This is a genomic window from Dongia sp. agr-C8 (genome assembly GCF_054658695.1).
On sequence record NZ_BAAGHZ010000002.1, the window covers coordinates 536,252 to 561,056 of the forward strand.

General features: G+C 65.9%; 25 protein-coding genes and 1 tRNA gene. 5 read left to right on the forward strand and 21 right to left on the reverse strand.

The window, feature by feature from the left end; all coding sequences use genetic code 11:
• The first annotated feature begins 83 nt into the window (after nt 1-83).
• Together ACYQ4T_RS10050 and ACYQ4T_RS10055 are read left to right on the forward strand one after the other, a co-directional pair.
• Nucleotides 84-1,106 (forward strand): polyprenyl synthetase family protein, encoded by a 1,023-nt coding sequence (locus tag ACYQ4T_RS10050; protein ID WP_459853269.1) that lies wholly within the window; start codon nt 84-86, stop codon nt 1,104-1,106.
• Nucleotides 1,107-1,480: 374 nt separating this feature from the next.
• Nucleotides 1,481-1,557, forward strand: a tRNA-Pro gene (locus ACYQ4T_RS10055).
• A gap of 180 nt (nt 1,558-1,737) precedes the next feature.
• Here the strand turns inward: ACYQ4T_RS10055 and ACYQ4T_RS10060 are convergent.
• A complete protein-coding gene (locus ACYQ4T_RS10060; protein WP_459853272.1) occupies nt 1,738-2,292 on the reverse strand; it encodes a DUF1877 family protein in 555 nt (184 codons plus the stop codon).
• 117 nt (nt 2,293-2,409) lie between these two features.
• Complete coding sequence (locus ACYQ4T_RS10065) at nt 2,410-3,753, reverse strand: MmgE/PrpD family protein (protein ID WP_459853275.1); 1,344 nt, start codon at nt 3,751-3,753, stop codon at nt 2,410-2,412.
• A 104-nt stretch (nt 3,754-3,857) separates the two neighbouring features.
• Between ACYQ4T_RS10065 and ACYQ4T_RS10070 the strand changes: the two genes are divergently transcribed.
• Genes ACYQ4T_RS10070 through ACYQ4T_RS10080 form a run of 3 tightly spaced genes read left to right on the forward strand, consistent with a single transcriptional unit; the run spans nt 3,858 to nt 5,952 of the window.
• A complete protein-coding gene (locus ACYQ4T_RS10070; protein WP_459853277.1) occupies nt 3,858-4,382 on the forward strand; it encodes a thiamine pyrophosphate-binding protein in 525 nt (174 codons plus the stop codon).
• Nucleotides 4,376-4,963, forward strand: coding sequence for a thiamine pyrophosphate-dependent enzyme (locus tag ACYQ4T_RS10075; protein WP_459853280.1), 588 nt, complete (start codon nt 4,376-4,378; stop codon nt 4,961-4,963). Before ACYQ4T_RS10070 ends, ACYQ4T_RS10075 begins: the two co-directional genes overlap by 7 nt.
• A gap of 26 nt (nt 4,964-4,989) precedes the next feature.
• Nucleotides 4,990-5,952 (forward strand): NAD(P)-dependent oxidoreductase, encoded by a 963-nt coding sequence (locus ACYQ4T_RS10080; protein WP_459853283.1) that lies wholly within the window; start codon nt 4,990-4,992, stop codon nt 5,950-5,952.
• Here ACYQ4T_RS10080 and ACYQ4T_RS10085 read toward each other — a convergent pair.
• From ACYQ4T_RS10085 to ACYQ4T_RS10175, 19 genes are all read right to left on the reverse strand, one after another.
• On the reverse strand, nt 5,942-6,559 hold the full coding sequence (locus tag ACYQ4T_RS10085; protein ID WP_459853285.1) for an HD-GYP domain-containing protein: 618 nt from the start codon (nt 6,557-6,559) through the stop codon (nt 5,942-5,944). The two genes, ACYQ4T_RS10080 and ACYQ4T_RS10085, sit on opposite strands and share 11 nt — an antisense overlap.
• Before the next feature lie 77 nt (nt 6,560-6,636).
• The gene (gene glgX / locus ACYQ4T_RS10090; protein WP_459853287.1) at nt 6,637-8,718 is read right to left on the reverse strand and encodes a glycogen debranching protein GlgX; all 2,082 of its coding nucleotides are present in this window, start codon (nt 8,716-8,718) and stop codon (nt 6,637-6,639) included.
• Nucleotides 8,719-8,879: 161 nt separating this feature from the next.
• A complete protein-coding gene (locus ACYQ4T_RS10095) occupies nt 8,880-9,710 on the reverse strand; it encodes a carbohydrate ABC transporter permease (protein WP_459853289.1) in 831 nt (276 codons plus the stop codon).
• A complete protein-coding gene (locus ACYQ4T_RS10100) occupies nt 9,707-10,627 on the reverse strand; it encodes a carbohydrate ABC transporter permease (RefSeq protein WP_459853292.1) in 921 nt (306 codons plus the stop codon). Before ACYQ4T_RS10100 ends, ACYQ4T_RS10095 begins: the two co-directional genes overlap by 4 nt.
• Nucleotides 10,628-11,953 carry an extracellular solute-binding protein gene (locus tag ACYQ4T_RS10105; protein WP_459853295.1) on the reverse strand — a complete coding sequence of 442 codons (1,326 nt, stop codon included), beginning with the start codon at nt 11,951-11,953 and terminating at the stop codon, nt 10,628-10,630. It lies immediately after the preceding gene.
• Nucleotides 11,950-13,038, reverse strand: a complete 1,089-nt coding sequence (locus ACYQ4T_RS10110) for an ABC transporter ATP-binding protein (RefSeq protein WP_459853297.1) — start codon at nt 13,036-13,038, stop codon at nt 11,950-11,952. Before ACYQ4T_RS10110 ends, ACYQ4T_RS10105 begins: the two co-directional genes overlap by 4 nt.
• Entirely contained in the window at nt 13,035-13,976 is a 942-nt protein-coding gene (locus ACYQ4T_RS10115) for a LacI family DNA-binding transcriptional regulator (RefSeq protein WP_459853301.1), read from the reverse strand. Before ACYQ4T_RS10115 ends, ACYQ4T_RS10110 begins: the two co-directional genes overlap by 4 nt.
• Nucleotides 13,973-14,929 (reverse strand): sugar phosphate isomerase/epimerase family protein, encoded by a 957-nt coding sequence (locus ACYQ4T_RS10120; protein ID WP_459853304.1) that lies wholly within the window; start codon nt 14,927-14,929, stop codon nt 13,973-13,975. The genes ACYQ4T_RS10115 and ACYQ4T_RS10120 overlap by 4 nt, the downstream gene beginning before the upstream one ends.
• Nucleotides 14,926-16,026, reverse strand: a complete 1,101-nt coding sequence (locus tag ACYQ4T_RS10125) for a Gfo/Idh/MocA family protein (protein ID WP_459853307.1) — start codon at nt 16,024-16,026, stop codon at nt 14,926-14,928. The genes ACYQ4T_RS10120 and ACYQ4T_RS10125 overlap by 4 nt, the downstream gene beginning before the upstream one ends.
• A gap of 304 nt (nt 16,027-16,330) precedes the next feature.
• Complete coding sequence (locus ACYQ4T_RS10130) at nt 16,331-17,080, reverse strand: SDR family NAD(P)-dependent oxidoreductase (RefSeq protein WP_459853309.1); 750 nt, start codon at nt 17,078-17,080, stop codon at nt 16,331-16,333.
• Nucleotides 17,081-17,216: 136 nt separating this feature from the next.
• Complete coding sequence (locus ACYQ4T_RS10135; RefSeq protein ID WP_395017364.1) at nt 17,217-17,486, reverse strand: ArsR/SmtB family transcription factor; 270 nt, start codon at nt 17,484-17,486, stop codon at nt 17,217-17,219.
• A gap of 197 nt (nt 17,487-17,683) precedes the next feature.
• Nucleotides 17,684-17,890, reverse strand: coding sequence for a hypothetical protein (locus ACYQ4T_RS10140; RefSeq protein WP_459853312.1), 207 nt, complete (start codon nt 17,888-17,890; stop codon nt 17,684-17,686).
• 272 nt (nt 17,891-18,162) lie between these two features.
• The gene (gene spbR / locus ACYQ4T_RS10145) at nt 18,163-19,260 is read right to left on the reverse strand and encodes a SpbR family protein (RefSeq protein WP_459853314.1); all 1,098 of its coding nucleotides are present in this window, start codon (nt 19,258-19,260) and stop codon (nt 18,163-18,165) included.
• Between the two features lie 280 nt (nt 19,261-19,540).
• Nucleotides 19,541-20,863, reverse strand: coding sequence for an aspartate aminotransferase family protein (locus ACYQ4T_RS10150; protein WP_459853316.1), 1,323 nt, complete (start codon nt 20,861-20,863; stop codon nt 19,541-19,543).
• A gap of 8 nt (nt 20,864-20,871) precedes the next feature.
• On the reverse strand, nt 20,872-21,474 hold the full coding sequence (locus ACYQ4T_RS10155) for an ABC-type transport auxiliary lipoprotein family protein (RefSeq protein WP_459853319.1): 603 nt from the start codon (nt 21,472-21,474) through the stop codon (nt 20,872-20,874).
• A 23-nt stretch (nt 21,475-21,497) separates the two neighbouring features.
• A complete protein-coding gene (locus tag ACYQ4T_RS10160) occupies nt 21,498-22,436 on the reverse strand; it encodes an MlaD family protein (RefSeq protein WP_459853321.1) in 939 nt (312 codons plus the stop codon).
• An 11-nt stretch (nt 22,437-22,447) separates the two neighbouring features.
• The gene (locus ACYQ4T_RS10165; protein WP_459853323.1) at nt 22,448-23,257 is read right to left on the reverse strand and encodes an ABC transporter ATP-binding protein; all 810 of its coding nucleotides are present in this window, start codon (nt 23,255-23,257) and stop codon (nt 22,448-22,450) included.
• Nucleotides 23,258-23,260: 3 nt separating this feature from the next.
• Nucleotides 23,261-24,388, reverse strand: a complete 1,128-nt coding sequence (locus ACYQ4T_RS10170) for an MlaE family lipid ABC transporter permease subunit (RefSeq protein ID WP_459853325.1) — start codon at nt 24,386-24,388, stop codon at nt 23,261-23,263.
• 18 nt (nt 24,389-24,406) lie between these two features.
• Nucleotides 24,407-24,799, reverse strand: coding sequence for a hypothetical protein (locus ACYQ4T_RS10175; RefSeq protein WP_459853328.1), 393 nt, complete (start codon nt 24,797-24,799; stop codon nt 24,407-24,409).
• Nucleotides 24,800-24,805: the final 6 nt, after the last annotated feature.

Here is a 24,805-nt window from a genome sequence, read left to right on the forward strand (position 1 = left end):
CGAATGGCGGCCGGCCGGCGGCTTGACCCTCATCATTATGCTTCTATGCTGCGGCCTGAAACCACGCATGATTTGGTGTCGCTTTGGCAGTAGTCGTGAACCTCGATCAGGAACGCGCCGGCAGGGAGCCGGATGCCCTGGAGCGCTTGGCCGCCCTGGTCGATGCCGACATGGCGCGGGTCAACCAGATCATCCTGAAGCAGATGCAGTCGCCGGTGGCGCTGATCCCGGAGCTCGCCGGCCATATCATCGCCGCCGGCGGCAAGCGGCTGCGGCCGATCCTCACCCTCGCCGCCGCCAGGATGTGCGGCTATCGCGGCGAGCATCACCAGACGCTGGCGGCCTGCGTCGAGTTCATTCATACCGCGACGCTCCTGCATGACGACGTGGTGGACGACAGCGCGCTGCGGCGCGGCGAAGCCTCGGCCAACGTGCTCTGGGGCAACAAGCCCTCGGTGCTGGTCGGCGACTTCCTGTTCAGCCGCGCCTTCCAGTTGATGGTGATCCCGGGCTCGCTGCGGGTGCTCGAGATCCTCTCCAGCGCCTCCGCGGTGATCGCCGAGGGCGAGGTGCTGCAGCTCATCACCAGCAACGACACCGCGACCACCGAGCTCGCCTATCTCGACGTGATCAAGGGCAAGACCGCCGCCCTCTTCTCCGCGGCCTGCGAGGTCGGCGCCGTCATCGCCGAGCGGCCGAAGACCGAGCAGGAGGCGCTTTCCAGCTACGGCCTCAACCTCGGCATCGCCTTCCAGCTGATCGACGACGCACTCGACTACTCGGCCAAGCAGGAAGCCTTGGGCAAGACGGTCGGCGACGACTTCCGCGAGGGCAAGATCACCCTCCCCGTCATCCTCGCCTTCCTGCGCGGCGGAGCGGAAGAGCGCACCTTCTGGCAGCGGGTGATGGAAGCCCAGGAACAGCAGCCGGAAGACCTCCAGGAAGCGATCGCGCTGATGACCCGCCACGGCGCGCTCAAGGACACGGTCGCGCGGGCGGCGCATTACGGCGCCATGGCCAAGGACGCGCTCGGCATCTTCAAGGAGAGCCCGGAAAAGCGCGCCCTGACCGAGGTGGTCGATTTCTGCATCCAGCGCGGGCACTGAGTCTCGACGCCCCGAACCGATTCCGGCCGTCAAAGCACCGAGGCCTTTGAAAGATCAGGATAACCCTCCGAACCGGGGGCGGCTGAGCCTGGATTTCGTACATGCCCTGTACATGCAGGCCGCACGCCGATGTCTTGCCGCAGTGCACCGGCCAACGACGCAATGTACTGTTTTTGTTCTCGACAGTCAAGCCGCCACAACGGGCCCCCGAGCTCAATCCAGGCAAGCCGCCACGCGCCTCTCGCGCGCAGCCTGATCGCGTTAAGAGGCCGCTCGCGCGAACTCTGATTCCGTTAAGACGCCGCTTGCGCGGTGGGGGGGCGGACGGTATATAGCGGGTCCCTGCGCGGGGGCGACCCCGTACGAGCCAGCGTCGGAGTGTAGCTCAGCCTGGTAGAGCACTGTGTTCGGGACGCAGGGGCCGGAGGTTCGAATCCTCTCACTCCGACCATTTTTTCAAACATGCAGATTTGCTGGGTTTCAGCTGCGATCATCAGATGCGCAGGCTCCCGGCATCACGCAGGCCTCTTCGTAAAGCTGGTTCTTCCTCGGCCCAGCGGCTGGCGAAGCCGTCGAGCAGCAGGGTGGAGAGGCGCCGCATGGCGACAAGTCCGCGCTTCCGTTCTGCAGGTCAGCCGATCCAGAGCAACAGGCCGCAGTCCGCAGCGGCGGCTTTCAGGACGTAGTCCCGAAGTTCCGGGTAATAAGAACCCGCATATTCACGCATCCTGCGATCGTTCTCCTCCTGCGCCTCCGGACTTTTCTCCTCGCTGACGAGGTAGATCTTGGCCTTCAACATCTCCGATGTGTTCCAATGGGACAGGAGCTGCTCCACGGTCAGGCTTTGCAGAAAATCGGCGAACTTCTTCGTCTCCGCGATGCTGCGTAGATAGGGAGGGCCATAGCCGGCATCCACTTCCAGATCCGCATCTTCATCGGAGAGGAGCAGCTCGCTCGACCAGTCCTTCCGATCCGGAACGTCCTGACCTCCGGCCTTGTTCATCATGAAGCGCAGCAGATCCCAGCATTTGTCGAGGGAGAGCTGCTCGCGCAGGGGCTCATCTGCAAGCGTCGCCGATCCCGCCTCTGGCGGTCCGAAGATTACATCCTCAGCCATAGCGGGATCGTCGCAAAGCGCCGCGATTTGCCGGGCTGACAAAGCCTGCAGTTCACACACCATACCCATAGCGCAGACACTCCCCTTGCCGTTGGGCGGGCATCATAAGGAAACGGCCGCCACACGTCCAGCTTGTCAAGTTGTAGCCAATACAACCATTTATATTTAATTTTTCTACCAGAAGGGTCATCGCCACACGGCGAAGATTGACGCTTCGCACTGGCCCCCTTCGAGCCGAGAGAGCACATCGATAAGCGCTCGCGTCTCCGCCTCGGTCGCGCCGTTGCGAAAGGCCGCGAGTCTCAGGACTTTCGCTTCAATTTCTTCAGCGCTCAACGTGTTACCCGGATCGCCCTTCGGCTCATCGACCCGCGCGTCGAGCCGGCGCCCGAGCGTGCTGGTGGCGGTGAGCTTTCCGACCCAACGTTTGGGATAGAGCGAGTCAACTTCCGCGTCGCGCACCATGCGCACCTTGTTCCGGAACGCGGCAACCTTCGGATCGGTCAGCGCGTGGCGTTCGAACGCGTCCAAGTCGGCGACGCCATGTACCGCGATCAGGCCCAGCACCGTGCCCATGGAGAACTTGGCCTGGTGCACGGTCTTCGGGTCGGTGACGGGGCCGAGCACATCGATCGCGGCCTGATGCACGTGGCACGTCACCTCGGCGATGTCTTCGGCGCGGAGGTTCTCGCGCTGCATCAGGAGTTGCAGCGCGTCGGCCGCCGGATGGGTGTGGCGGCAGGCGGCGTGCCATTTGAAGCTGGTCTCCTCCGTGGCCCAGCGGGTGCCCAGGCCGTCGGTCAGCCGCGATGGATCGGCGTCGCGCGACATGCCGGCGGCGAGGCCTTGCTTGCCGGTGAGAATATGCGTCGCACCTTTGAAGCCGTCTCTGGCGAGATATGCGGCGAGCAGGCCGTCGCTCGCGGCCTTGGCGGTGTGGAGCTGTTTGGAATCCGCCGCATCGAGGAGGAATTCCCACAAGCCCGCGGCTTGTGTGCCCGCCGAGCCGAGCGCGTGGTTGAGCGCGGTCGCGTCGAGGCCGAGCAGCTTGCCGACCGCCATCGCGGCGGCGAGCGTGCCTGCGGTGCCGGTGGTGTGGAAGACTTCGTAATGCGAGCGGCCGAGGAATTCGCCGATGCGGATCCCGGTCTCGTAGCCGGCGATCGCGGCAGTCAGGATCTCGCGGCCGGATTTGCCTTCGGCTTCGGCGACGGCGAGGACCGGCGGGAAGATCACCGTCGCCGGGTGGAAGACCGAGCCGTTGTGCACGTCGTCCTGCTCGACCACATGGCTCGCCGCGGCGTTGACCATCGCCGCGAAATAGGGGCTGGTCCTGCGGCGGCTGGTGACGATGGTGCTGGGGCCGTCGCTCGGTCCCATGGCCGCGGCGAAGCGTTCGAGCGCCTCGACCGGCGGCGCGCCCTTCCCCGCCAAAGCCGAGCCCAGCCAGTCGATCAGCAATCCCTTGGTGAACTGGATCACACGCGGCGGAATCGCCTCGAAGCGGAGATCGGCGACGAAGCGGCACAATTGCACCTCGCCAATTTGGGGTGCTTGCCGCTCATGCCCTTGCCGAGCGTTAGGGGGGCGTGGTTCCATGCCGCCACTATATCGAGTCATCCTGGAGAGCGACAATGGACGGCGCCGAAGGCGCGCAAGGCTGGCCGGCGGAGATCCATCGCGTGCTGAAGGCGGCCGAGGTCCGGCAGATGGCGTATGTGCCGGATGCCGGGCATACCGCGCTGATCGACCTGTTCCAGGCCGACCCGGACGTGATCTCGACGGTGCTCACCAGCGAGGAGGAAGGCGTCGCCATTGCGGCCGGCGCCTGGCTCGGCGGGCAGCGTTCGGTCTTGCTGATGCAGTCGAGTGGGGTCGGGAATTGCATCAACATGCTGTCGCTGCCGGCGATCGGGCGCTTTCCGCTGCTGATGCTGGTGACCATGCGCGGCGAATGGGCCGAGTTCAACCCCTGGCAGGTGCCGATGAGCCGCGCGACCCAGCCCGCGTTGGAAGCGATCGGGGTGAAGGTGCTGCGCGCTGACGAAGCCGACGACCTGGTCGAGACCGTGCAGGCGGCGGCGGACTTCGCCTTCAACGCCGATCAGCAAGTCGCCGTGCTGATCGGCCAGCGGCTGCTGGGGCGGAAGAAATGGTGAGCGCTGCGCTGGAACGCCGCGCGGCCGTGGCCGCCTTGCTGAAGGACCGCGGCGACCTGCTGGTGGTGACCGGGCTCGGCTCGCCGACCTATGACGTGCATGCGGCCGGCGACCATGACGGCAATTACTATCTCTGGGGCGCCATGGGCGCCGCCGCCCTGGTCGGGCTCGGCCTGGCGCTGGCGCAACCGCAGCGCCGCGTGCTGGTGGTGACCGGCGACGGCGAGCAGCTGATGGGACTGGGCGGCTTCGCCACCATCGCCGCCGCGCGGCCGCGCAATCTCGCGATCGCGGTCATCGACAACCAGCATTACGGCGAGACCGGGATGCAGGCGAGCCATACCGCCAGCGGCATCGATCTCGCCGCCATCGCAAGCGCTTCCGGGTTTGCCTCGGCGGTGACGCTGCGGAGCCTGGAGGAGATCGCGGCGATCGTGCCGAGCCTGCACCAGGCGGCGGCCGGCCCGCGGCTCTTCGTCATCAAGGTCGCGGCGGAGAATCCGCCGCGCTCCATGCCGTCGCGCGACGCCGTTTTCATCAAGAACCGGTTCCGCGCGCATCTCGGCTTCGCCGCCGGGTAGAACGTGAAGTTGGCTCGAACCTTAGTGTGGCTCCCCCTCCCACCCTCCCCCGCAGACGGGGGAGGAGTCTTTTAATTGAAGGAATGAATATGGAGACGATCGGCTTTGTCGGGCTCGGGCGGATGGGCAAGCCCATGGCTTCCAACTTGAGCCGCAAGGGCTTCCGGCTGGTGGTCAACGACATCAACCGCGCCGCCGTCGCGGACATGGAGAAGCTGCAATGCCGCGGCGCGGAGACCGCGGCCGAGGTGGCGCAGCAGGCGCCGGTGGTCGTCACCATGCTGCCGAACTCCGCGGTGGTGAGCGAGATCGTCGGCGGCAAGGACGGTCTGCTGGCCCATGTGAAGCCCGGCGGGCTCATCATGGACATGAGCACGGTCAGCCCGGAGACCACCGATGCTTTGGCCAACGCGGCGGCGGCCAAGGGCGTCGGCTTCGTCGATGCGCCGGTCGGGCGCCTCGCCGAGCATGCCGATCGCGGCGAATCGCTGTTCATGGTCGGCGGGTCGGAGGCGGATTTCGCGCGGGTGAAGCCGCTGCTGGAAGCGATGGGCACCACGATCCATCATTGCGGGCCGGTCGGCAGCGGCACGCGGATGAAGCTGGTCAACAATTTCCTGGCGGTGGGTTTGTGCCAGATGAATGCCGAGGCGCTCGCCTTGTCGCAGCGCTTCGGGCTGGAGCTCGAGAAGACACTGGACGTGCTCTACGGCACCACCGCGACCAACGGGCAGCTGAAGATCAACTGGCCGAACAAGGTGCTGAAGGGCGACACCTCGCCCGGCTTCACCATCGATCTTGCGCACAAGGATCTCTCGCTGATCGTCGATGCGGCCAATGCGGCGAAAGTGCCGATGCCGATGGCGGCGGCGGCGCGCGAGGCCTTCAGCACGGCGCGGGCGACGGGCTTCGGCGGGCAGGATTTCTCGGCGATGGTCGATGCCTTGTGCACGCTGGCCGGGATCGAGAAGCCGCGGTTCAGGAAGTGACCGGCCCGGCGCTATCATATAACTGACCGAACATCCGGTCATTCGCGGCGAAGATCGACAGCAGGTCCGGATCGAACTTGGCCGGGCCGACGCGACCGTCGCCGACCAACATCTTCGCAACGACTTCCTCGTGAGAGAGCGCAGTCTTGTAAGGTCGGGTTTCGCGCAGGGCATGATAGACATCGCAGAGTCCGACCACGCGCGCCGGGTGCGGGATGGCCTCGCCTGCCAGGCCCTCCGGGTAGCCGGAACCATCCCAACATTCGTGATGATAGAGGGCGACGCTGGCGGCCAGCGTGATGGTTTCGTCGGCAGCTTTGCTGAGAATCGCATGCCCGAGCCGCGTATGATGCCGCATGACGTTCCATTCGTCGGGATCAAGCGGCCCTGCCTTGTTCAGAAGGGCGTCGGGGATGGTGACTTTGCCGACGTCGTGGAGCGCGGCGGCGCGCAACATGCGTTCACTGTAATTCCAGCCGAAGCCTGCGGCTTCGCAAAACGCAAAGCATAGCCTTCCGACCATGGATTCATGAGCATGCAGGACGGCAGAGCGGATCAGCTCAATCTCCGATAGACAGACCCTAATATCGGTCGAAATGCCCGCCACCGCGACTCCCCGGGAACGCTATGGGGGGCATATTGAGGCAATGATTCCTAAAAATTGGATAAGATCGGTCGCGGCTGCTAAACCAGCAGTAGCAGCGACCTTCCCGGCAGTTCCAGCGGGCCGTCGGGCAGGCCTTCCGATTTCGCGTCCGGGTTGGCGGTGTCGATGATCGGTTTCCAGGGATTGCCGTCGCGCTCCGGGAGCGTGAAGGGCACCGGACCGTCATGGGCGTTGTAGAGAATGAGCACGTCCGTCCATTGGGGTGAATCCTGCGGCGCGTCGGGATAGCGGAGGCGAAGGCCGATGGTCTTCGCGGTGGGGAGCGCCCATTGCTCCTCGGTCTGGTCGCCGCCGCCGGGATTGAGCCAGGCGATCACCAGCCCATCGCGGAAGCTCTGGCGGCGGAGGATCGGCTGCTCGCGGCGGTACCAGGTGAGCTTCCTGAGGAAGTCGGTGAGCGCCCGGCCCTCGTCGCCGATCTTCTCCCAGTCGATCCAGTTGGTCGCGTTGTCCTGGCAATAGGCGTTGTTGTTGCCGTCCTGGCTGCGGCCGAACTCGTCGCCGGCGAGAATCATCGGCGTGCCGTGGGAAAGCAGCAGGGTCGCGAGGAAGTTCCGCTTCTGGCGTTCGCGCACCGCGATGATCTCGGCGTCGTCGGTCGGGCCTTCGGCGCCGTAGTTGTAGGAGCGGTTGTCGGAATGGCCGTCGCGGTTGTCCTCGCCGTTGGCCTCGTTGTGCTTGTCGTTGTAGGAGACGAGGTCGTTCAGGGTGAAGCCGTCATGGGCGGTGACGAAATTGACCGTGGCCCAGGGCCGGCGGCCGCGGATGTCGTAGATGTCGCCGGAGCCGGTCACCCGCGCCGCGAAGTCGCGCATGATGCCCTCGCTGCCCTTCCAGTAGTCGCGCACCGTGTCGCGGTACTTGTCGTTCCACTCGGCCCAGCCGGGCGGGAAGCCGCCGACCTGATAGCCGCCGGGGCCGATGTCCCAGGGCTCGCCGATCAATTTGACGCGGGAGAGGACCGGGTCCTGGCCGATCGCGTCGAAGAAGCCGCCGCGCTGGTCGAAGCCGTTGGGCTCGCGCCCGAGAATGGTGCCGAGGTCGAAGCGGAAGCCATCGACATGCATCTCGGTCGCCCAGTAGCGGAGTGAATCCAGGATCAGCTGCAGCACGCGGGGATGCGAGGTGTTGAAGGTGTTGCCGGTGCCGGTGTCGTTGACGTAATAGCGCGGCTGGCCGGCCTGGGTGCGGTAATAGGCGAAATTGTCGATGCCCTTGAAGGAGAGCGTCGGCCCGAGCTCGTTGCCCTCGGCGGTGTGGTTGTAGACCACGTCGAGGATCACCTCGATGCCGGCATCGTGGAAGGCGTGCACCATGTTGCGAAAACCGGCCAGGCCCTGCGGCCCCACATAGCGCGCGGCCGGGGCGAAGAAGGCGATCGAGTTGTAGCCCCAGTAGTTGCGCAAGCCCTTCTTCAACAGGTGCTCGTCGTCGGGAAAGGCATGGACCGGCAGGAACTCGATCGCGGTGACGCCGAGGCTCTTCACATAATCGACGATCGCCTGGTGGCCGAGGCCTTCGAACTTGCCCCTGAGCTCCGGCGGGATCGCCGGATGGAGCTGGGTGAAGCCGCGGATATGGGTCTCGTAGAACACGGTCTCGGCCCAGGTAATATGCGGGCGCGGGTCCTCGCGCCATTCCTTGGCCTCGGGATCGATGATCCGGCATTTCGGCATATAGGCCGCGCTGTCGCGGTCGTCGAAGGAGAGGTCCTTCTCTCTTGCCCGAAGGCGATAGCCGTAATGCGCCGAGGACCATTTGACGTCGCCGACCAGCTCGCGGGCATAGGGGTCGATCAGCAGCTTGTTCGGGTTGAAGCGATGGCCTTGCTCCGGCGCGTAAGGGCCATGGACGCGATAGCCGTAGAGCGTGCCCGGCCCCAGGCCCGGGACATAGCCGTGCCAGATCTCGTCGGTATATTCGGGCAAGGTGATGCGCTCGACCTCGCGCTTGCCCTTGGCGTCGAAGATGCAGAGCTCGACCCGCTCGGCATGGGTGGAGAACAGCGCAAAATTGGTGCCCTCCCCGTCCCAATGCGCGCCGCGCAGGCGCGGATCGCCCGGCAGAATTTCGCGGGTGGGGGCCATCCGGTCTGCCATCGATCCGTTCCTCGCTGCTGGGAGACGGGGATAAACGGCCGAGCGGCGGGATGGTTGCCGACCTCCATCACGTCATCCCCGGGCTCGACCCGGGGATCTTTCGCCGCGCGGAGACAGATCCCCGGGTCAAGCCCGGGGATGACGCATGTAAATGAGAGTCGTCACTTCACCGCGCCCATCGTCAACCCGCGCACCAGGTGCCTTTGCACCAGCAAAGCGAAGATGACGATCGGCGCGGCGCCGATGACGCCGGCGGCGGACATCGAGGCCCAGTCGGTGTCGATGCGGCCGATCAGGGTCGCGGTGCCTCGGGGCATGGTCATGGCCTTGGGCGTTGCGGTCAGCGCCAAGGCGAACAGGAACTCGTTGAAGGTGACGATGACGGCGAAGATCGCGGTCGCCGCCAGGCCGGGCGCCGCCAGCGGCAGCGCGATCCGGCGGAAGGCGGCGAAACGGCTGTCGCCGTCGACCATGGCGGCTTCCTCGAGGTCGACCGGGATCTCGCGGAAGAAGCTCTCCATCATCCAGACGCAGAAGGTGATGTTGAAGGCGGTGTAGGTGATGATCAGGCCGAGCCAGGTGTCGAGCAGCTTCAGGCTCAGCATCAGCAGGTAGACCGGGATCAGGATCACCACCGGCGGCACGATGCGCAAGGTCAGGAGCGAGAGTCCGATCTTGCGTTCCAGCCGGTATTTCAGATGGAAGCGCGCAATCGCATAGGCGCCGAGCGAGCCGACGATCAGCGCCAGCACCACCGAGACCACGGTCGCTACCAGGGAATTGGTGAGGTAGTTGCCGAATTCCTTCTCCGAGAAGAGCCGGATGTAGTTGTCCAAGGTCCAGACATGCGGATAGAGCGTCGCGTCCTGGGTGATCTCGGGGTTGGACTTGAAGGAGGCCGCGACCATCCAGTAGATCGGCAGCAGCACGATGCCCAAAATGACGACGAAGACCGCGGCGCGGGCGAGGGAGAGTTTCCAGGTGGTGGTCATTCCGGCCCTGCCCGCTTCAGCATGCGCACCGCGAAGAGCGCGAAGGCGAGGATGATGAGGCCGACGGTGACGAACAAAGCCGCGGCATAGCCGGTCTGCTGGAACTTGAAGGCGGTGTCGTAGCCGAAGATCGAGACCAGCCGTGTGGCCTCGCCGGGGCCGCCGCGGGTCAGGACGAAGACCTGGTCGAAGGTGCCGAAGCAGTCGATGGTACGCAGCACGATGGCGATCGCCAGCACCGGTTTCAGCATCGGCAGGGTGTGATCGACGAAGGTGCGCCAGGCGCCGGCGCCGTCCACCCGCGCAGCCTCGAAGGGTTCCTGCGGCAGGGATTGCAGGCCGGCCAGCAGGATCAGGAACATCAGCGGCGTCCATTCCCAGACGTCGAGCGCGACGAGGCCGATGAAGGCCTTCAGGGGATCGCCGAGAATCTGCACCGGGCCGCCGCCCATCGCTTCGGAGAAGGCGGTCAGCATGCCGGCGTCGCTGGCGTAGATCAGGCGGAACACGATTGCCACCACGACCGGCGTGATCACCATCGGGATGATCAGGATCGTGCGGAGGACACGGATACCGTAGAACTCGCGCAGGCAGAACAGCGCCAGCGCGAGGCCGAGCACGGTCTCGATCGCCACCGCGAAGAAGACGAAGCGGACCGTGACCCAGAGCGCGTTCAGGAACTGGGCATCGGTCCAGAGCTGGACGTAGTTATCCAAGCCGACGAAATCGATCGGCTTGCCGTAGCGATAGAACATCAGGCTGGCGCGCAGGCCGTCCCAGAGCGGATAGACCAGGACGGCGAGCACGATCAGCACCGCCGGGGCGAGCAGCAGGTAAGGCAAGGCGAGATCGAGCCCTGCTCCCTGCAGCCGTTCCCGGCGGCGCATCGTCGCCTGCGGTTTGACCGCGTCAGTCACTTACTTGTAGTAGCCGGCTTGGGTCAGGTAGTCCTTCACCTGCTCCGCGGCGGCGTTCAAGGCGTCGCCGCCGCCGGAGCCGGCCTGCAGTGCCTTGTTGAGCTGGATGCCGAGCAGCTCCTCGACCTTCGCCCAGTCCGGCGTGCGGGGCCGCGGCAGGCAGCCGGCGTCGAGCTGCTGCAGGGCGACCGGGATCAGCCGGTTGCCCGGCTTCTCGGCCGCGAAGCCGCTGCGCTTCACCGGGATCGAGCCCGCGGTCGCCAGCGCCTTCTGGGCGTCGGCCGAGGTGTACCATTTCAGAAACTCGATCGCGTTGGCCTTGTTCGGCGCCGATTTCGGCACGCCGGCGATGAAGATGCCCATCTGCGAGATGGCCTTCACCTGCTTCGGCACCACGCCGAAGTCGAGCTTGCCCGGCACCTTGGTCTGCTTCGGATCGTCGGCTTTCAAGGCATTGCCGGAATACTGGATGATGGCGCCGGCATCGCCGCCGAGGATCGCGGCACCTTCCTGATCGCTGTCGAACTCGACCACGCCGGCCGCAGTGTTCGCCTTCATCGTGGTGACGAAGAAGTCGGCCGAGGCGCGGCCCGCCTCCGAGTTGAAGGTCGGGTTCCATTTGTCGTCGAAGAACTCGCCGCCGAAGGAGAGGAAGACCGGATACCAGGAAGTGACGATCGGGTTGCCGCTGACGCCGCGGAACACAACCGGGAACTTGATCTTGCCGGCGGCGACACCTTCCTTGCCCTTGGCGATGAGCTCGTCCCAGGTCGCGGGCGCCGAGCCGTAGACGTCGTTGCGATAGGTCAAGGTCTGCAGATCGCCGACGAAGGGCACGGTGATCAGCTTCGGCTCGGCGCTCTCGAAGCCCTTCACGCGGGGACCGGCGCGGGGCGGCCAGAAGCCCATGTCGATCATGGAGCCGATCCAGTCCTTGTCGTTGCCGTCGATGCCGCCGGCGCCGAGGTCTTCCAGCACGTCGGCCGCGCCGAACTGCGGCACCCAGGGATCGTCGAGCAGATAGAGGTCATACTGGCCGGCGCTGTTCTGCGCGTCGGCGAACCACTTTTCCAAGGTGACGCCGTATTCGTCTTCCAGGAACTGGATGTCGAAGCCGCCCTGCTCCTTGGCCAGCGGGATGATCTTCTCCTTGAACGGCGTCAGGCCGCCGTCGGCGAAGGCGCCGATGATCACCTTGCCGCCCGCGGCGCGGGCCGGGGTCGTCTTCACGATCGAGGTCATCAGGCCTGCCCCGACCGCGAGGCTGGCGCCGCTCTGCAGGACCTTGCGGCGAGTCATGCCGCGATTCTTCTTCATGCCGGTCATTGTTGCCCTCCCTTGTTTCGTGCGCGATGCACCTTGGTTGAACCCGTGGAATCGAAGAAGCAGCAGTCCGCCGCATCGAAGGCGACGCCGAGCGGCGCGCCGATGGCGGCGGTGAAGCCCTTGGGCGCGCGCAAGGTCAGGCGCTGCTCGCCGAAGCGGACATCGACCAGGGTCTCGTTGCCCATCGGCTCGACGACGTAGACCTCGCCGCGCAGCGGACTGGCCGCGTCGAGGCGGATATCCTCCGGACGGATACCGAGCTCGGTGATGCCGGCGGCGCGGCATTCCTGCTGGCGCGCGGGATCGATCGGCAGGCAAGCGCCGGCGACGTGGATGCCCTGCTCGCTGACTTCGGCTCGGAGCAGGTTCATCGGCGGGTTGCCGACGAAGAGCGCCACAAAGCGGTTGGCCGGACGCTCGTAGACATCGGTCGGCGGCGCCAGCTGCTGCAGCTCGCCCTGGCGCATCACGGCGACCAGGTCGGCCATGGTGAGCGCCTCGGCCTGGTCGTGGGTCACGTAGATCGTGGTGGCGCCGAGGCGGTGGCAGAGCCGCTTGATCTCGCCGCGCATGGAGAGGCGGAGTCGCGCATCGAGGTTGGAGAGCGGCTCGTCCATCAGGAAGGCGGCGGGATCGCGCACGATCGCGCGGGCCAAGGCCACGCGCTGGCGCTGGCCGCCGGAGAGCTGGCGCGGGTGGCGCTCCAGCAGCGCGTCGATCTCCAGGGCCTGCGCGACTTCGGCGATCTTCTTGGCGCGCGTGCCGGCGTCCACCTTGCGGATCCAGAGCGGGTAGCCGATGTTGTCGGCGATGGTCATATGCGGGTAGAGCGCGTAGGACTGGAACACCATGGCGACGTCGCGGTCGCGCGGCTGCAGCCTGGTCACGTCGCGCTCGCCGATCATCACCTTGCCGGCGGTCGGCGTTTCGAGGCCGGCAAGGATGCGCAAGGCCGTGGTCTTGCCGCAGCCCGACGGGCCCAGCAAGGCCAGGAAGCTGCGGTCGGGAATGTCGAGGTTGAGGGCGTGGAGCGCCGTGAAGGCCTCGAAGCGTTTCTCGATGCCCGCGTAGCGCACGCCGCTCATTTGCGTGGCCTTGCGGTGGTGGAGCGGACGACCAGCTGCACGTCCAGGAATTCGCGATGGCTGACCGGGCGGTTGCCGCGCGCCGCCTGGATCACCAGATCGACCGCGCGCCGGCTCATCTCGACCGCGTCGGAGCGGACCGTGGTCAGCTGGATGCGGCTGTGCCCGGCGAGCGGGATATCGTCGAAGCCGACCACCGAGACGTCGTCGGGCACCTTCAAGCCGCGGCGCTCCAGCCGGTCCATGGTGGCGATGGCCTGCAGGTCGTTATGCGCGACCACGGCGGTGGCGCCGTCGTCGATCGCGATCGGCACCAGCCGGCGCTTCTTCAGCGCGGCCTTGAAGCCGAGGAAGCGGCGCTCGCCCGCATGTTCGCGCAGGTGATCGGAAACGAAGGCGAGGCGGCGATGGCCGAGGTCGTAGAGATGCGCGACGATCGATTCCATGGCCGCGGCGTCGTCATGGTCGATCACACCGAGGCGCGGGTCGTCGAACTCGCCCAGGGAGGCGAGGACAACGGGCACATCGCGGTCGAGCAATATCTTCGGCAGGGTCGAGGACAGGGCCATGCCGCCGATGATGACGCCATCCACCCGCCGCTCGATCCAGGCCCGCGCCGCCTGTTCCTCGGTCTCGGGCAGGCATTCGGTGTTGGCGGTCAAGACCGCGTAGCCGAGCGCATTGGCGGCGCGCTCCACGCCGACCGCGAGCTGGGCGTAGAACGGGTTGGTGAGATCGGGAACGACGATGCCGATGGCCGAGCTGGTGCGGGCCTTGAGCGAGCGGGCGATGGCGTTCGGATGATAGCCGGTCTCGGCGATGGCGCGCTGGACGCGGAGCCGCGTCTCCTCCGCCACCATCGCCGTGCCGCGGATGACGTTCGAAACCGTGGATTTCGAGACGCCGGCCCGCTCGGCCACATCCATCAGGGTGGTCATGCCGCCTCGGCCAGCTGCGCGAGCGCGCGGGTGAGGCCGGCGGCGGAGCGCGATGTCCCCTCCTCGCCGCCGTAGCGCGGATCCTCGTGCTCGATCGAGATCACGCCGTCATAGCCGGCCTTGCGCAGCGCCTTCAGGAAGCGCACCCAGGTCGCATCGTCCTGGCCTTCGCCGCAGGAGACGAAATGCCAGGGCGCCTTGGCGGGGTCCGGCGGCGCGAAATGCAGCACGCCGTGCTTGCGGATGCGGTCGGGGTAGAGCTTGGTGTCCTTGCCATGGGCATGGCCGATGCGGTCGCCCCATTCCTCCACGACGTTGACCGGGTCGATGCCCTGCCACCAGAAATGCGAGGGGTCGAGGTTGAGGCCGACATTGCGGTCGACATACTTGGTGAGCTCGCCGAAGCCGGCGGCATTGAAGATGGTGACGCCGGGATGCATCTCCAGGCAGACCATGACCTTGGGCGCGGTGCGCGCGAGCCAGGTCGAGGTCCGGCGCCACCAGGGGCCGACCTCGTTCTCCATCTGCCAGTCGAAGATGCGCTCGTCGTCGGCGGAGGTCGCCCAGCAGGGGAAGATGCTCAAGGCGCCGCCGCCCTTGCCCGCCGGGCAGCCGCTCATGGTGATGACGCGATCGACCTTGAAATGGACCGCGAGATCGACCGCCGCCTCGAAGCGGGCCTGGGCATCGGCGCGCTTGGCGGAATCGGGGTGCAGCAGGTTGCCGGCGGCATTGATGGCGGAGAAGCGGATGCCGAACTCGCGCATCTCGCCGGCGATGGTGTCGCGCTCCTTGGCGGTGCCGACGGTATTGATGTCGAGATGCGGCCGCGGCCAGGGCCCCCAGGCGCCGACGCCGATCTCGATGTCGTTGAGGCCGCGCTCGGCGCACCATTGGAACATCGCGCGGCGGTCGAGATGCGGCAGCGAATCCGAATAGACGCCGATTCTCATGGTTCAGCCTTTCTGTATGCGGAAATCAGGAACTCGACGTCGCGCCGCGCCTGCTCGAGCGGCGTTTTCACCGGGCCTTCGCCGCAGGCCGCGGCGTGGAAGGCGCGCAGCTGCTCGCGGAACGCTTCCTCATAGGAGACCCGGAACTCCTGGGTCTCCAGCGCCTTGTCGCCGCCGTCCTTGCGCAAGGTCAGCTTGGTCGGAAAATGGCGCAGATAGGGCGACGGGAAGGTCAATTCAACGATGCGGTCGCTGCAGTAGATGGTGATGCGCTCGGTGTAGTCCGGCACGCCGGGGAGATTGAGATGAGTCATCGAAATGCGCCCGCCCCCGGGCAGGTCGGCGGCGAGCTGCACGCCGCGGCCGCCGTCGAAGAAGACGCCGTCGCTCGCCTGCGGCGGCAGGTCGTGGCCCATATGCAGCAGCAGGCCGTGCACCACGCCGACGTCATGCACCAGCGAGGAGAGGAAGCCGCCCGAGAGCGCACGGGCGCCGGCTTCGCTCGGCGTCCGGGTAGCGGATTCGGCGAGCTGGGCGGTATTCGCGGCCTTGAACTGGTCCTTGAGCGCAGCCGGGATGTCGGTCGGCAGGGTCATCGGCAGATGGGCGACGAAGGGATCCTGGTCCGGGTCGTTGCATTCGACCGAGATCAGCTTCACGTCGTCGATCATCTTCGGAAGCAACTCGAGCGCCTTCTTATAGGCGGGATCGTGGCGCTTCATATAGGCGACCTGCAGCACCTTCCCCGCCTTGTCGCGCGCCGCCTTGATGCGGTCGCAGCCGCTCAAGGTCAGCGACAGCGGCTTCTCGCAGAGGACGTGCAGCCCGGCGTCGAGCGCGGTCACGGCGAGATCGGGGTGGAAAGGATCGGGCGCCGCGATCACCAGGGCGTCGAGCTTGGCGGCCTTGATGAGACTGGGGAGATCGGCGTGCAGTTCCTGGATTCCGTAGCGCGCGCCCAAGGCGCTGCGCACGGCGGCGGAAGCGTCGGCCAGGCCGACAAAGTCAAAGCGCTCGCGCTCCTCCCAGAGGTAGAAGGCGTGCTCCGCCTGCCCCACCAGCCCCGCGCCGACCAGTCCCACCCGCAGCCGCTTCATCGCTTCCCCGTTCTTTCGCGGTCCAATTGGACCGACGAAATTTTCCAGCTTTCCGTCCTCTTGATTGGAACGTTCCAATTTTCCGCATCGAAGCACCGGAGATGCGGTGGTGTCAAGCGGGTTTGGATTTTGGGCGGAGTCGGCGGAAAGAGATCCGCGGGCCAAGCCCCGCGGATGACGACCTTTCTTTGTCGTCATCGCCGGGCATGACCCGGCGATCTTGTGCTGCCTGCCCGATGCAAAACGAAACGGGGCGCGGCTGCATCTGCAGCGCGCGCCCCGCTCCGCCGGGAGGAGTGGTTGGCTAGTTGTAGCCGCCGGCGGCGACGATGCGTTCGCCGGTGACCCAGCCCGATTGATCGGAGGCGAGGAAGACCGCGATCTTGCCGATGTCGTCGGGCTGGCCGATGCGGCCGAGCGGTGTCGCCGCCACCAGCTGCTTCTCGACCTCGCCGCCGATCATGCCGAGTGCCTGCGCGCCCTCGGTATTGACGCCGCCCGGCGCAATCGTGTTGACCCGGATCTTGCGGGGACCGAGTTCCGCGGCGAGCGCGCGGGTCAAGGCGTCGAGCGCGCCCTTGGTGCCGGAATAGACCGAAGTCTGCGGAAAGGCCTTGGTGCTGACCACCGAGCTCACGTTGATGACGCTGCCGCCCTTGCCGTTGAAATGCGCAACCGCTTCCTTGGTCGCGAGCAGCGGGCCGAGCACGTTGGTGTCGTACTGGCGGCGGTATTCCGTCTCGGTGAAGTCCTCGAGCGATTGGAAGGCGTAGACGCCGGCGTTGTTCACCAGCACGTCCACCGCGCCGAAGGCCTTGGTGGTCTCGGCGAAGAGCCGCTTCACGTCGGCCTCCTTGGAGACGTCGCCCTGCACCGCCACCGCCTTGCCGCCCTTCTGCTTGATCGAGGCAACCACGCGCTCGGCGTCGTCCTTCGCCGCCGCATAGTTGACCACAACCGACGCGCCGGCCGAGGCCAGCTCCTTCGCAATGCTGGCACCGATACCCTTGGAGGCGCCGGTCACCACCGCCACCTTCCCCGCCAAGTCACTCATGTCGCTCTCCTTGAGGCTGCTGTTTAAGTTCGATACTTAGATAAGTGTCGAAGTGACGAGTTCAAGGGGGCCAGATTTTCTTTCGGCGGACGATCCGATTCTTGTTGGGGTTGATCGGCTTGAGGGGGCCTGTGGGCTATATCTTCGCCAGCCGGTCGAGATAGGCCTTCAGCACATCGCGCTGGAGGATCAGGTTGGCGAATTTGCCTTCGCGCACGATCTCGATCAGGCCGGCGGTCTCCAGCTCCTTCATGTGGTGCGAAAGCGTCGCGGCGCTGATGTCGTGGCATTCGCCGATCGCGCTGCAGGCCAAGCGGCCGTCGGCGTCGCCGATCTGCTTCAGGATCTGATAGCGGCGGGGCTCGGCGAGGGCGCGGGCGATGCGGGAGAATTGCCGGTCGCTCAATTTGGAATCAGGCTTGGCCATAAGTGCAATGTAGCGATTGCGCCACAGCACTTAAAGCGCCGGTGGCAGAATGCCCTCATTCCAAAGATCTAGAGATCGTGGGTCGCGAGACCGAGTGCAGCTACACGCCCGGGCCGCCGGGTCGTCCTAAAGCCAAGTCGATGACGGCCCGGATCGGGCCGGTCACCGGGCGCGCGCTACAGCGCGCGCGGCGCCTGCAGGAAGCCTGGCCAGCCGCGATGGTGCTGCGCGTAGACCGGCGCGGTCTCGACCACACCGATCGTGCTCAGCGCCGTGGCGCGGCGCAGATAGAAGCCGACAAGCATCCCCAGAGGCAGTTGGGCGGCCAGCCACAACGTGATCGAAGCCGCCACCCATTCCGAGATTCCAAACGAACCGAACATTGGCACTTCCATCCCAGCGGTCTTTGTTTTCGACCTACTCTTTGTCGCTCAAGTCCCGCGCTGGACGCCCCTTGACATCGGCCATCGCGGTTTCGTCGACTCGGCGACTTATACTTATTGTCGCCGATCTCACTTAATAAAGCGTTATTTTTCTAAAATTTTCTCTTTTTCGCTCGAACGTCTGTAATGCGCCTGCGAGAAGGCGCCCGCGACACAGTGTTGCTTTTCAGCCTGATGATTTATTGAGCAGAAGAAGCGCTGGGAACGGGGCCCTAGGCCGCCAACTGGCGGAGCTTCTTCAGCAGGTATTCGAGGTTCTCGGCATCCATGTCCTCATATTGTGTGAGGACCCGCTCGATGACCTTGGAGGCAAAGCGCTCCCGGTCCTTTTCGCCGCCGTCGTATTCCGTCGAGCGCACCATGTCGAGTGCAGTGCGAAAGGCCGGATAGAGCGCGGTCGGCAGCTGAGTGCGCGCATAGAGCGACTGCAGGCCGAGCTTGCCCTCGTCGTGGATCAGCGCGCGGGCGTTGATGATCGTGGTGTTGGAGAGCACCGCCAGGCTGGCCTCGAAGAAGCCGAGATCGCCCATGCAGAGCGCGCGCAGGATGAGGCTCGCGGTCAGGCGCTGGTGGTCCTTCAGCTGCTTCACCAGATCGAGCACATCGGCGCCTTTGGAGCCGGGCGGCAGCAGGGCGACGGTGGCGCGTTCTCGCGCCTGCAGCACGAGGTCCGCCGCCTGGTCGGGCGAGAGTTCGCGCTTGGTGAGGAGATAATCGCGCAGCGATTCCGAAACCGCAGCGACCAGACGCTCGGCGATGGTCACCGGCAGGTCGGGGCGATGGGCGAGCGTGTTGCGCACCGTCACGTCGGTGCCGTGCTTCTCGATCGCCTTGTTGATGATGGACTCGTTGAGCTTGGCGCCCGGGTTGGACACCAGCGTGGCCACCACATGCGGGGTGCGGCCATGATCGACCAGGGCCTCGGCGACGGCGGTAGAGACCTGGAGGCGCTTGGCGATCGCCATCTGCTTGTCGGCGCCGGATACGCGCACGATCTCGATCAGATCGGTGTCGCTGAGCACGGTGGAGAATTGCAGCATCGGCAGCGCAACGGATTCCACGTCCTTGGCCAGGCTCAAGGCCACGTCCTTCGGCAGGTCCGGGTTTTCCTTGAGATTGCGCGCGAGGGCCTCGCGCACCATCACCTCGACGTCCTTCATCATGACGCGGAAGATCGCCTCGGCGAGCTCACGCTCCTTGGCGCTGAGCTTGGTCACGTCGAAGGCCACGGCGAGCTTTTCGGCGGTTTCGGCGCGGACGTCGCTGGATGGGCTCGCCATCAGCCGTTGCACATCCGCTTCGGTCAGCATGCCAGCCATCATGGGCCTCATCGGTGGTTCTCGCCTGTTTGCCCAGGCGGATGCCTAGGGAAATCTACCCGTTAATGCCGATAGGGTCGACGTGAAATCGCCCCGCTGTTCCTATTTAACGGGCTGGTACTTAAGGAAAAATTGACGAGGGTTCCGTCCCGCGAATGCCGCGCGAATGTGCGGCAAATGCCGCCGCACGTCGTCATGCGCGGGCTTGACCCGCGCATCTCGTTCCGCCTGGCACCAGATGGCCGGGTCAAGCCCGGCCATGACGGATGAATCAGGCCGTCGCCACCGCCAGCGCGGCGGCCAATTTGTCCACGATTTCGGCGGCTTGGGCCTCGGTCAGGTTGTAGGGCGGGGCCAGCACGATATGGTCGCCCTGTTTGCCGTCGATGCAGCCACCCCCGGGATAGCAGATCAGGCCCCGCTCCATGGCCGCCTCCCGGAGGCGCAGCCAGGTCTTGCGGGCGGGGTCGAAGGGGGCCTTGGTTTCCCGGTCGGCGACCAGCTCCAGCCCGAGGAACAGGCCCCGGCCGCGGATGTCGCCGACATGGGGGTGCTGGCCGAAGGCCTCCTCGAGGCGCTCCCTGAGCAGACCGCCCATGTTGCGGACGTTCTGCAGCAGCCCCTCCTCCGCGATCACATCCTGGACCGCGAGCGCCGCGGCGCAGGACAGGGTATGGCCGGAATAGGTGGTGCCGTGCTTCAGCACGCCAGACCCCGCGGCAATGGCATCGCGGATCTTGCGATGGGCGAGCAGGCCGCCGATCGGCGCATAGCCGCCGCCCAACCCCTTCGCCATGGTAAGGATGTCCGGCGTCGCGCCGTCCTCAGCGCAGGCATACATATGGCCGGTGCGGCCCATGCCGCACATCACCTCGTCGAAGATCAGCAGCACGCCGTGGCGGTCGCAGATCTCGCGCAGCCGCTTCAAGTAGCCGGGCACCGGCGGCGCGACCCCGAGACTGGCGCCGGTCACCGGCTCGGCGATGAAAGCGGCGACGTTCTCCGGGCCGAGCTTCCGGATCGCGGTATCGAGCTCGTCGGCAATGCGGATGCCGTATTGCTCAGCGCTCTCGTCGGCGCGACGGTCGCGGTATTCGTAGCAGTTCGAGATATGCTCGACCTTGGCCAGCAACGCCTCATAGGGCGCGCGCCGGGTGACGTCCTCGCCGAGCGCCAGCGTCGAGAGCGTGTTGCCGTGATAGCTGCGGCGCCGCGCGATGAAGAGCTTGCGCGAAGGCTCGCCGCGCTCGAGATGGTATTGGCGGGCGAGCTTGATCGCGCTCTCGACCGCCTCGGCGCCGCCGGCGACGAAGAAGGCGCTTTCGAGCCCGTCCGGCGCCTGCTCGACCAGCCGGTCGGCGAGCTGCTCCATCGCCGGCGAGGTAAAGAACAGGGTGTAGCCGTAGGCGAGCTCGGAAGCCTGCCTGGCAATCGCCTCGATCACCTTCGGGTGCGAATGGCCGAGACAGGAGACCGCGGGCCCACCCGAGGCGTCGAGATAGCGCCGGCCCGTGCTGTCGATGATGTACGCGCCCTCGCCCTTCACCGCGACGGGGAGGGTCTTCTTCAGGTCGCGGTGCAATACGTGTGACATGACGTTACTCAACTGGTGGCGAGGATTCCGGTGACGATCTTGCTCAAAGCCTGACCGAGCGCCGCTTCGAAGGCGACGACGATGGCGCCGAGATCCTTTCCTGCCGCCGGGACCGTCGTCTCGGCGGAGACGGTGCGGGTGATGCGGCGGTCGGGCATCTGCACCAGCTTGGCGATCAGGCGGATATGCGCATTCGCCGTACCGCCGGTGTAGTCGGCCTGGAAGTCGCGGAGATCGGATTGCAGGATGTAGTCGGCGCGCAGGCCCGCGGCATCGCGGCCGACCGCGACGATTGCGTTGGTGGATTCAAAGGCCTCGATCATCTTGGCCTGCACCATCTTCGGCGCGGTGTCGGACCAGTTGCCGTCGGCGAAATACTCGATGACGTTCGGTGTGCGGGTGAGCGCAATCCGGGTGGTGTCGATGTCGCGTTCGGCGGCGGGCTCGGCCACGACCAGCTGCCAGGCGACCTTGGCCGGCGGCTCGGCCAGACTGAGCTTCGGCTTCACGGTGTAGAGCGTCAGCGGCTTGTTGACGTCGGGCACGATCCCGCAGCCGGCAAGACCGGCGGCCGAGAGGACGAGGAATCGGCGCCGGCCCAATGGATTCAAGGGGGTCACTCCTTTGAAGGAGATCACTGGGGATTCACTCCCTTGTTGCGGTCGCTCAGGAAGAAGCGCGCCGGGTCGCGCTCGATCTCCTCGGAGATGCGGGCCATCGAGCCGGCGAGTTCGCGGAGCTGGGCGATCAGGTCGGTCGCCTCGTAGAGCGCACTGCCGGTGAACTGCTTCAGCGGCCCGCGGTTGTCGGCCACCAGGCCGTTCAGCTGATCGGCGGTCTGCTTGAAGGCCTTGGACATCTGGTCGAAGCTCTGGATGGCCTGCTTGGCATCGCCGGTCACGGCGCCGGCGCTCTTGTTGAGCTGGTCGGCGAGCTGGCGCAGCGAGACGCCCGCTTCGGCGAAATTAGCGACCGCGGTGTTGCCGGTATCGAGCAGGGTGTTGATCTGGTCCTGGTGGCTGTTGAGGTTGACCGAGAGATCGCGCAGATTGCCGAGGGTCTGGGTCAGCGCCACGCGGTTCTCGTCGCTCAGCATCTTGTTGAGGTTTTCGGCGATCGTCGTCAGCTTGGCGAGCAGGTTCGGCGCCTGCGACACCAGGCGTTCCAGCGGCGAGACGCCGCCTTTCACTTCCTTCCCCGGCGCCAGGAGGTCGGCATTGCTGCTGCCGCGGCTGATCTGCAGGCCGACGCCGCCGGCGATGCTCTGGATCTCGATGGTGGCCTGGGAGTCGGTGCGGATCGGCGTGTGGTCGCGCACCACGAAATCGACCCGGGCCAGCTCGGAATTCTCCGAGTCGATCCGCACGTCGGTGACGCGGCCGACCGGAATGCCGCCGAACAGCACAGTGGTGTCGACTCGCATCTGCGAGACCGAGCCGCTGAAGCGCGTGTAATAGGGTACGAAGGTCACCTGGCCGCTGAACTTCGCGACCCAGACCGCGAACAGGCCGCCACAGATGACGAGCACCATGACGAAGGCGCCCACGGCAAGGTGTCTGGCTCTGGTCTCCATCGCTCTTTCGCTCAGCTGGCCGGTTGCGGTTGCGGCGCGGCGCCGATTCCGGCGGCGCGTGCCCGTGGTCCGTGGAAGTAGGACTTGATCCACGGGTGATTGTCGCGCTGCAATTCCGCCAAAGTGCCGACCTTGATCTTCTTGTCCACCAGCACCGCGATACGGTCGCAGATCGCCGCCAAGCTGTCCAGATCATGGGTGATCATCACCACCGTCAGGCCCAGGCTGCGCTGCAGGCTCTGGATGAGTTCGTCGAACTCGGCGGCGCCGATCGGGTCGAGGCCGGCGGTCGGTTCGTCGAGAAACAGGATCTCGGGGTCGAGCGCCAAGGCGCGCGCCAGGCCCGCCCGCTTCTTCATGCCGCCGGATAACTCGGACGGGTACTTGGCGCCGGCCTCGGGCGCGAGGCCGACCAGGCGGATCTTCAACTCGGCGATCTCGCGGCGGAGTTCGGGCGGCAGGTGGGTGTGCTCTTTGAGCGGCGCCTCGATGTTCTCGGTCACGGTCAGCGAGCTGAACAGCGCGCCGTTCTGGAACAGCACGCCCCAGCGTTCCTCGATCTCGCGCCGCTCGCGCTCGTTCATTTCCAGCATTGACTTGCCGAGGACCTCGATCGAGCCCTCTGCCGGACGGTTCAGGCCGATGATGGTCCGCAGCAGCACCGACTTGCCGCTGCCCGAGCCGCCGACGATGCCGAGCACCTCGCCGCGCTGCACGTCGAGATCGACCCCATTATGGACCACCTGCTTGCCGAAGCGGTTGACGATGCCTCGGAGCGATATGATCGGCGGGGCGATCAGGGGTTCGTTCCAGTCCGCCATGGCTCAAAATCCAATGTAGGAGAAGAGGACGGAAAAGAAGGCGTCGAAGATGATGACCAGGAAGATGCCTTCGACCACCGAGCGGGTGGTCAGGCGGCCGACGCTTTCCGCCGAACCAGAGACACGCAGGCCTTCGAAACAACCGACCAGCGCGATCATCATGGCAAACACCGGAGCCTTGATGATGCCGACGAGATAGGTATTGAGGATGACGGCGTTGTTCAGCCGCGCCCAATAGCCGGCGAAGGTGGTGTCGAGCAGGCCGATGCTGATCAGCCCGCCGCCGAGCAGGCCCATGATGTCGGCGAAGAAAGTCAGCAGCGGCAGCGAGATCATCAGCGCCAGCACCCGCGGCACCACCAGGACCTCCATGGGATCCAGGCCGGTGACGCGCAGCGCATCCACTTCCTCGTTCACCTGCATGGCGCCGATCTCGGCGGTGAAGGCGGAGCCCGACCGGCCCGCGACGACGATCGCGGTCAGCAGCACGCCCATCTCGCGCAGCACCATGATGCCGACCATGTTGATGGTGTAGATCTGGGCGCCGAAGCGGCTCAGCTGGTCCGCGCCCTGGAAGGCGAGCACGACGCCGACCAGGAAGGAGATCAGGCCGATGATGGGAAGCGCGTTCAAGCCGGTGCGCTCGATATGCGAGACCACCGAGACCCAGCGCAGGCGCCGCGGGTTGACGATGATCCGCCCCAGGGTCTCGACCAGCGCGCCGAAGAAGGCCAGCAGGTCGAGCGATTCCTTCAGCACGGCTTCGGTCGCGGCGCCGAGGTCGACCAGCCAGTCGAGAAAGAAGACGCGCTGCTTCGGCCGCTCGGAGGTCTCGGGTCCCGCATCGAGCACGCGCTGAAACAGCGGCAGCAGCGCCTCCGGCGGCTGGATCCACTGGACCTGGGCGCCGCCCGCGCCCGCGCGCTCCGCGGTGCGCATGATCAGCCAGGCGCCGGCGGTGTCCATCGCATCGATCGCGGAGAGGTCGAGGGTGACGGCACCGGAAGCGGGCCGGAGCGCGGTCGTGGCTTGATCGAGCGCATTGGCATGGCTGAGCGTCCAGGCCCCGCCGAACTGCCAAGCCTGGCCATTGCTCCCGGGTCCTGCCTTCACCCATCCCGCATCGGTCATGTCAAATTCCGATGGCGTTCAGACGCTCGGTTCCGGCTTCGGCATGCAGCGATACAGCTCCGCCGTCTCGCCCTGCTTGGGATAGAAACTCTCTTCCGGATTGTCGCAGGTCTCGGTCGCCGCCTGCATGCCGGTGATCACCAGGGTGCAGCTCACCGTCACCTGCATCGACTCATAGCGCTGGCTGTAGCTGGCACGGTCCTGGCCGACGCTGACGTTGATCGCGGGCGGCGAGTAGAAGCCCCGGCGCGGATGGAAGAAGATGTCGTCGGCGGCGACGTTGATCACGTAATCGTCCACGCCGCACCACTGGCCGATGATCGGACGCTGCGCGCCGGCTTGCGCGACATGCGCGTCGAGCGCAAACGCGAGGCTCAAAGCCGCCAGGATCCGGAATTTTCGGCGCCGCATCGGGAT

Excerpts from the sequence above, each read along its gene's own strand:
- ACYQ4T_RS10060 (WP_459853272.1), bottom strand. The coding sequence starts at position 2,292 with ATGGGTATGGTGTGTGAACTGCAGGCTTTGTCAGCCCGGCAAATCGCG.
- ACYQ4T_RS10070 (WP_459853277.1), top strand. The coding sequence starts at position 3,858 with ATGGACGGCGCCGAAGGCGCGCAAGGCTGGCCGGCGGAGATCCATCGC.
- ACYQ4T_RS10075 (WP_459853280.1), top strand. The coding sequence starts at position 4,376 with ATGGTGAGCGCTGCGCTGGAACGCCGCGCGGCCGTGGCCGCCTTGCTG.
- glgX (WP_459853287.1), bottom strand. The coding sequence starts at position 8,718 with ATGGCAGACCGGATGGCCCCCACCCGCGAAATTCTGCCGGGCGATCCG.
- ACYQ4T_RS10095 (WP_459853289.1), bottom strand. The coding sequence starts at position 9,710 with ATGACCACCACCTGGAAACTCTCCCTCGCCCGCGCCGCGGTCTTCGTC.
- ACYQ4T_RS10105 (WP_459853295.1), bottom strand. The coding sequence starts at position 11,953 with ATGACCGGCATGAAGAAGAATCGCGGCATGACTCGCCGCAAGGTCCTG.
- ACYQ4T_RS10110 (WP_459853297.1), bottom strand. The coding sequence starts at position 13,038 with ATGAGCGGCGTGCGCTACGCGGGCATCGAGAAACGCTTCGAGGCCTTC.
- ACYQ4T_RS10115 (WP_459853301.1), bottom strand. The coding sequence starts at position 13,976 with ATGACCACCCTGATGGATGTGGCCGAGCGGGCCGGCGTCTCGAAATCC.
- ACYQ4T_RS10120 (WP_459853304.1), bottom strand. The coding sequence starts at position 14,929 with ATGAGAATCGGCGTCTATTCGGATTCGCTGCCGCATCTCGACCGCCGC.
- ACYQ4T_RS10125 (WP_459853307.1), bottom strand. The coding sequence starts at position 16,026 with ATGAAGCGGCTGCGGGTGGGACTGGTCGGCGCGGGGCTGGTGGGGCAG.
- ACYQ4T_RS10130 (WP_459853309.1), bottom strand. The coding sequence starts at position 17,080 with ATGAGTGACTTGGCGGGGAAGGTGGCGGTGGTGACCGGCGCCTCCAAG.
- ACYQ4T_RS10140 (WP_459853312.1), bottom strand. The coding sequence starts at position 17,890 with ATGTTCGGTTCGTTTGGAATCTCGGAATGGGTGGCGGCTTCGATCACG.
- spbR (WP_459853314.1), bottom strand. The coding sequence starts at position 19,260 with ATGCTGACCGAAGCGGATGTGCAACGGCTGATGGCGAGCCCATCCAGC.
- ACYQ4T_RS10150 (WP_459853316.1), bottom strand. The coding sequence starts at position 20,863 with ATGTCACACGTATTGCACCGCGACCTGAAGAAGACCCTCCCCGTCGCG.
- ACYQ4T_RS10160 (WP_459853321.1), bottom strand. The coding sequence starts at position 22,436 with ATGGAGACCAGAGCCAGACACCTTGCCGTGGGCGCCTTCGTCATGGTG.
- ACYQ4T_RS10165 (WP_459853323.1), bottom strand. The coding sequence starts at position 23,257 with ATGGCGGACTGGAACGAACCCCTGATCGCCCCGCCGATCATATCGCTC.
- ACYQ4T_RS10170 (WP_459853325.1), bottom strand. The coding sequence starts at position 24,388 with ATGACCGATGCGGGATGGGTGAAGGCAGGACCCGGGAGCAATGGCCAG.
- ACYQ4T_RS10175 (WP_459853328.1), bottom strand. The coding sequence starts at position 24,799 with ATGCGGCGCCGAAAATTCCGGATCCTGGCGGCTTTGAGCCTCGCGTTT.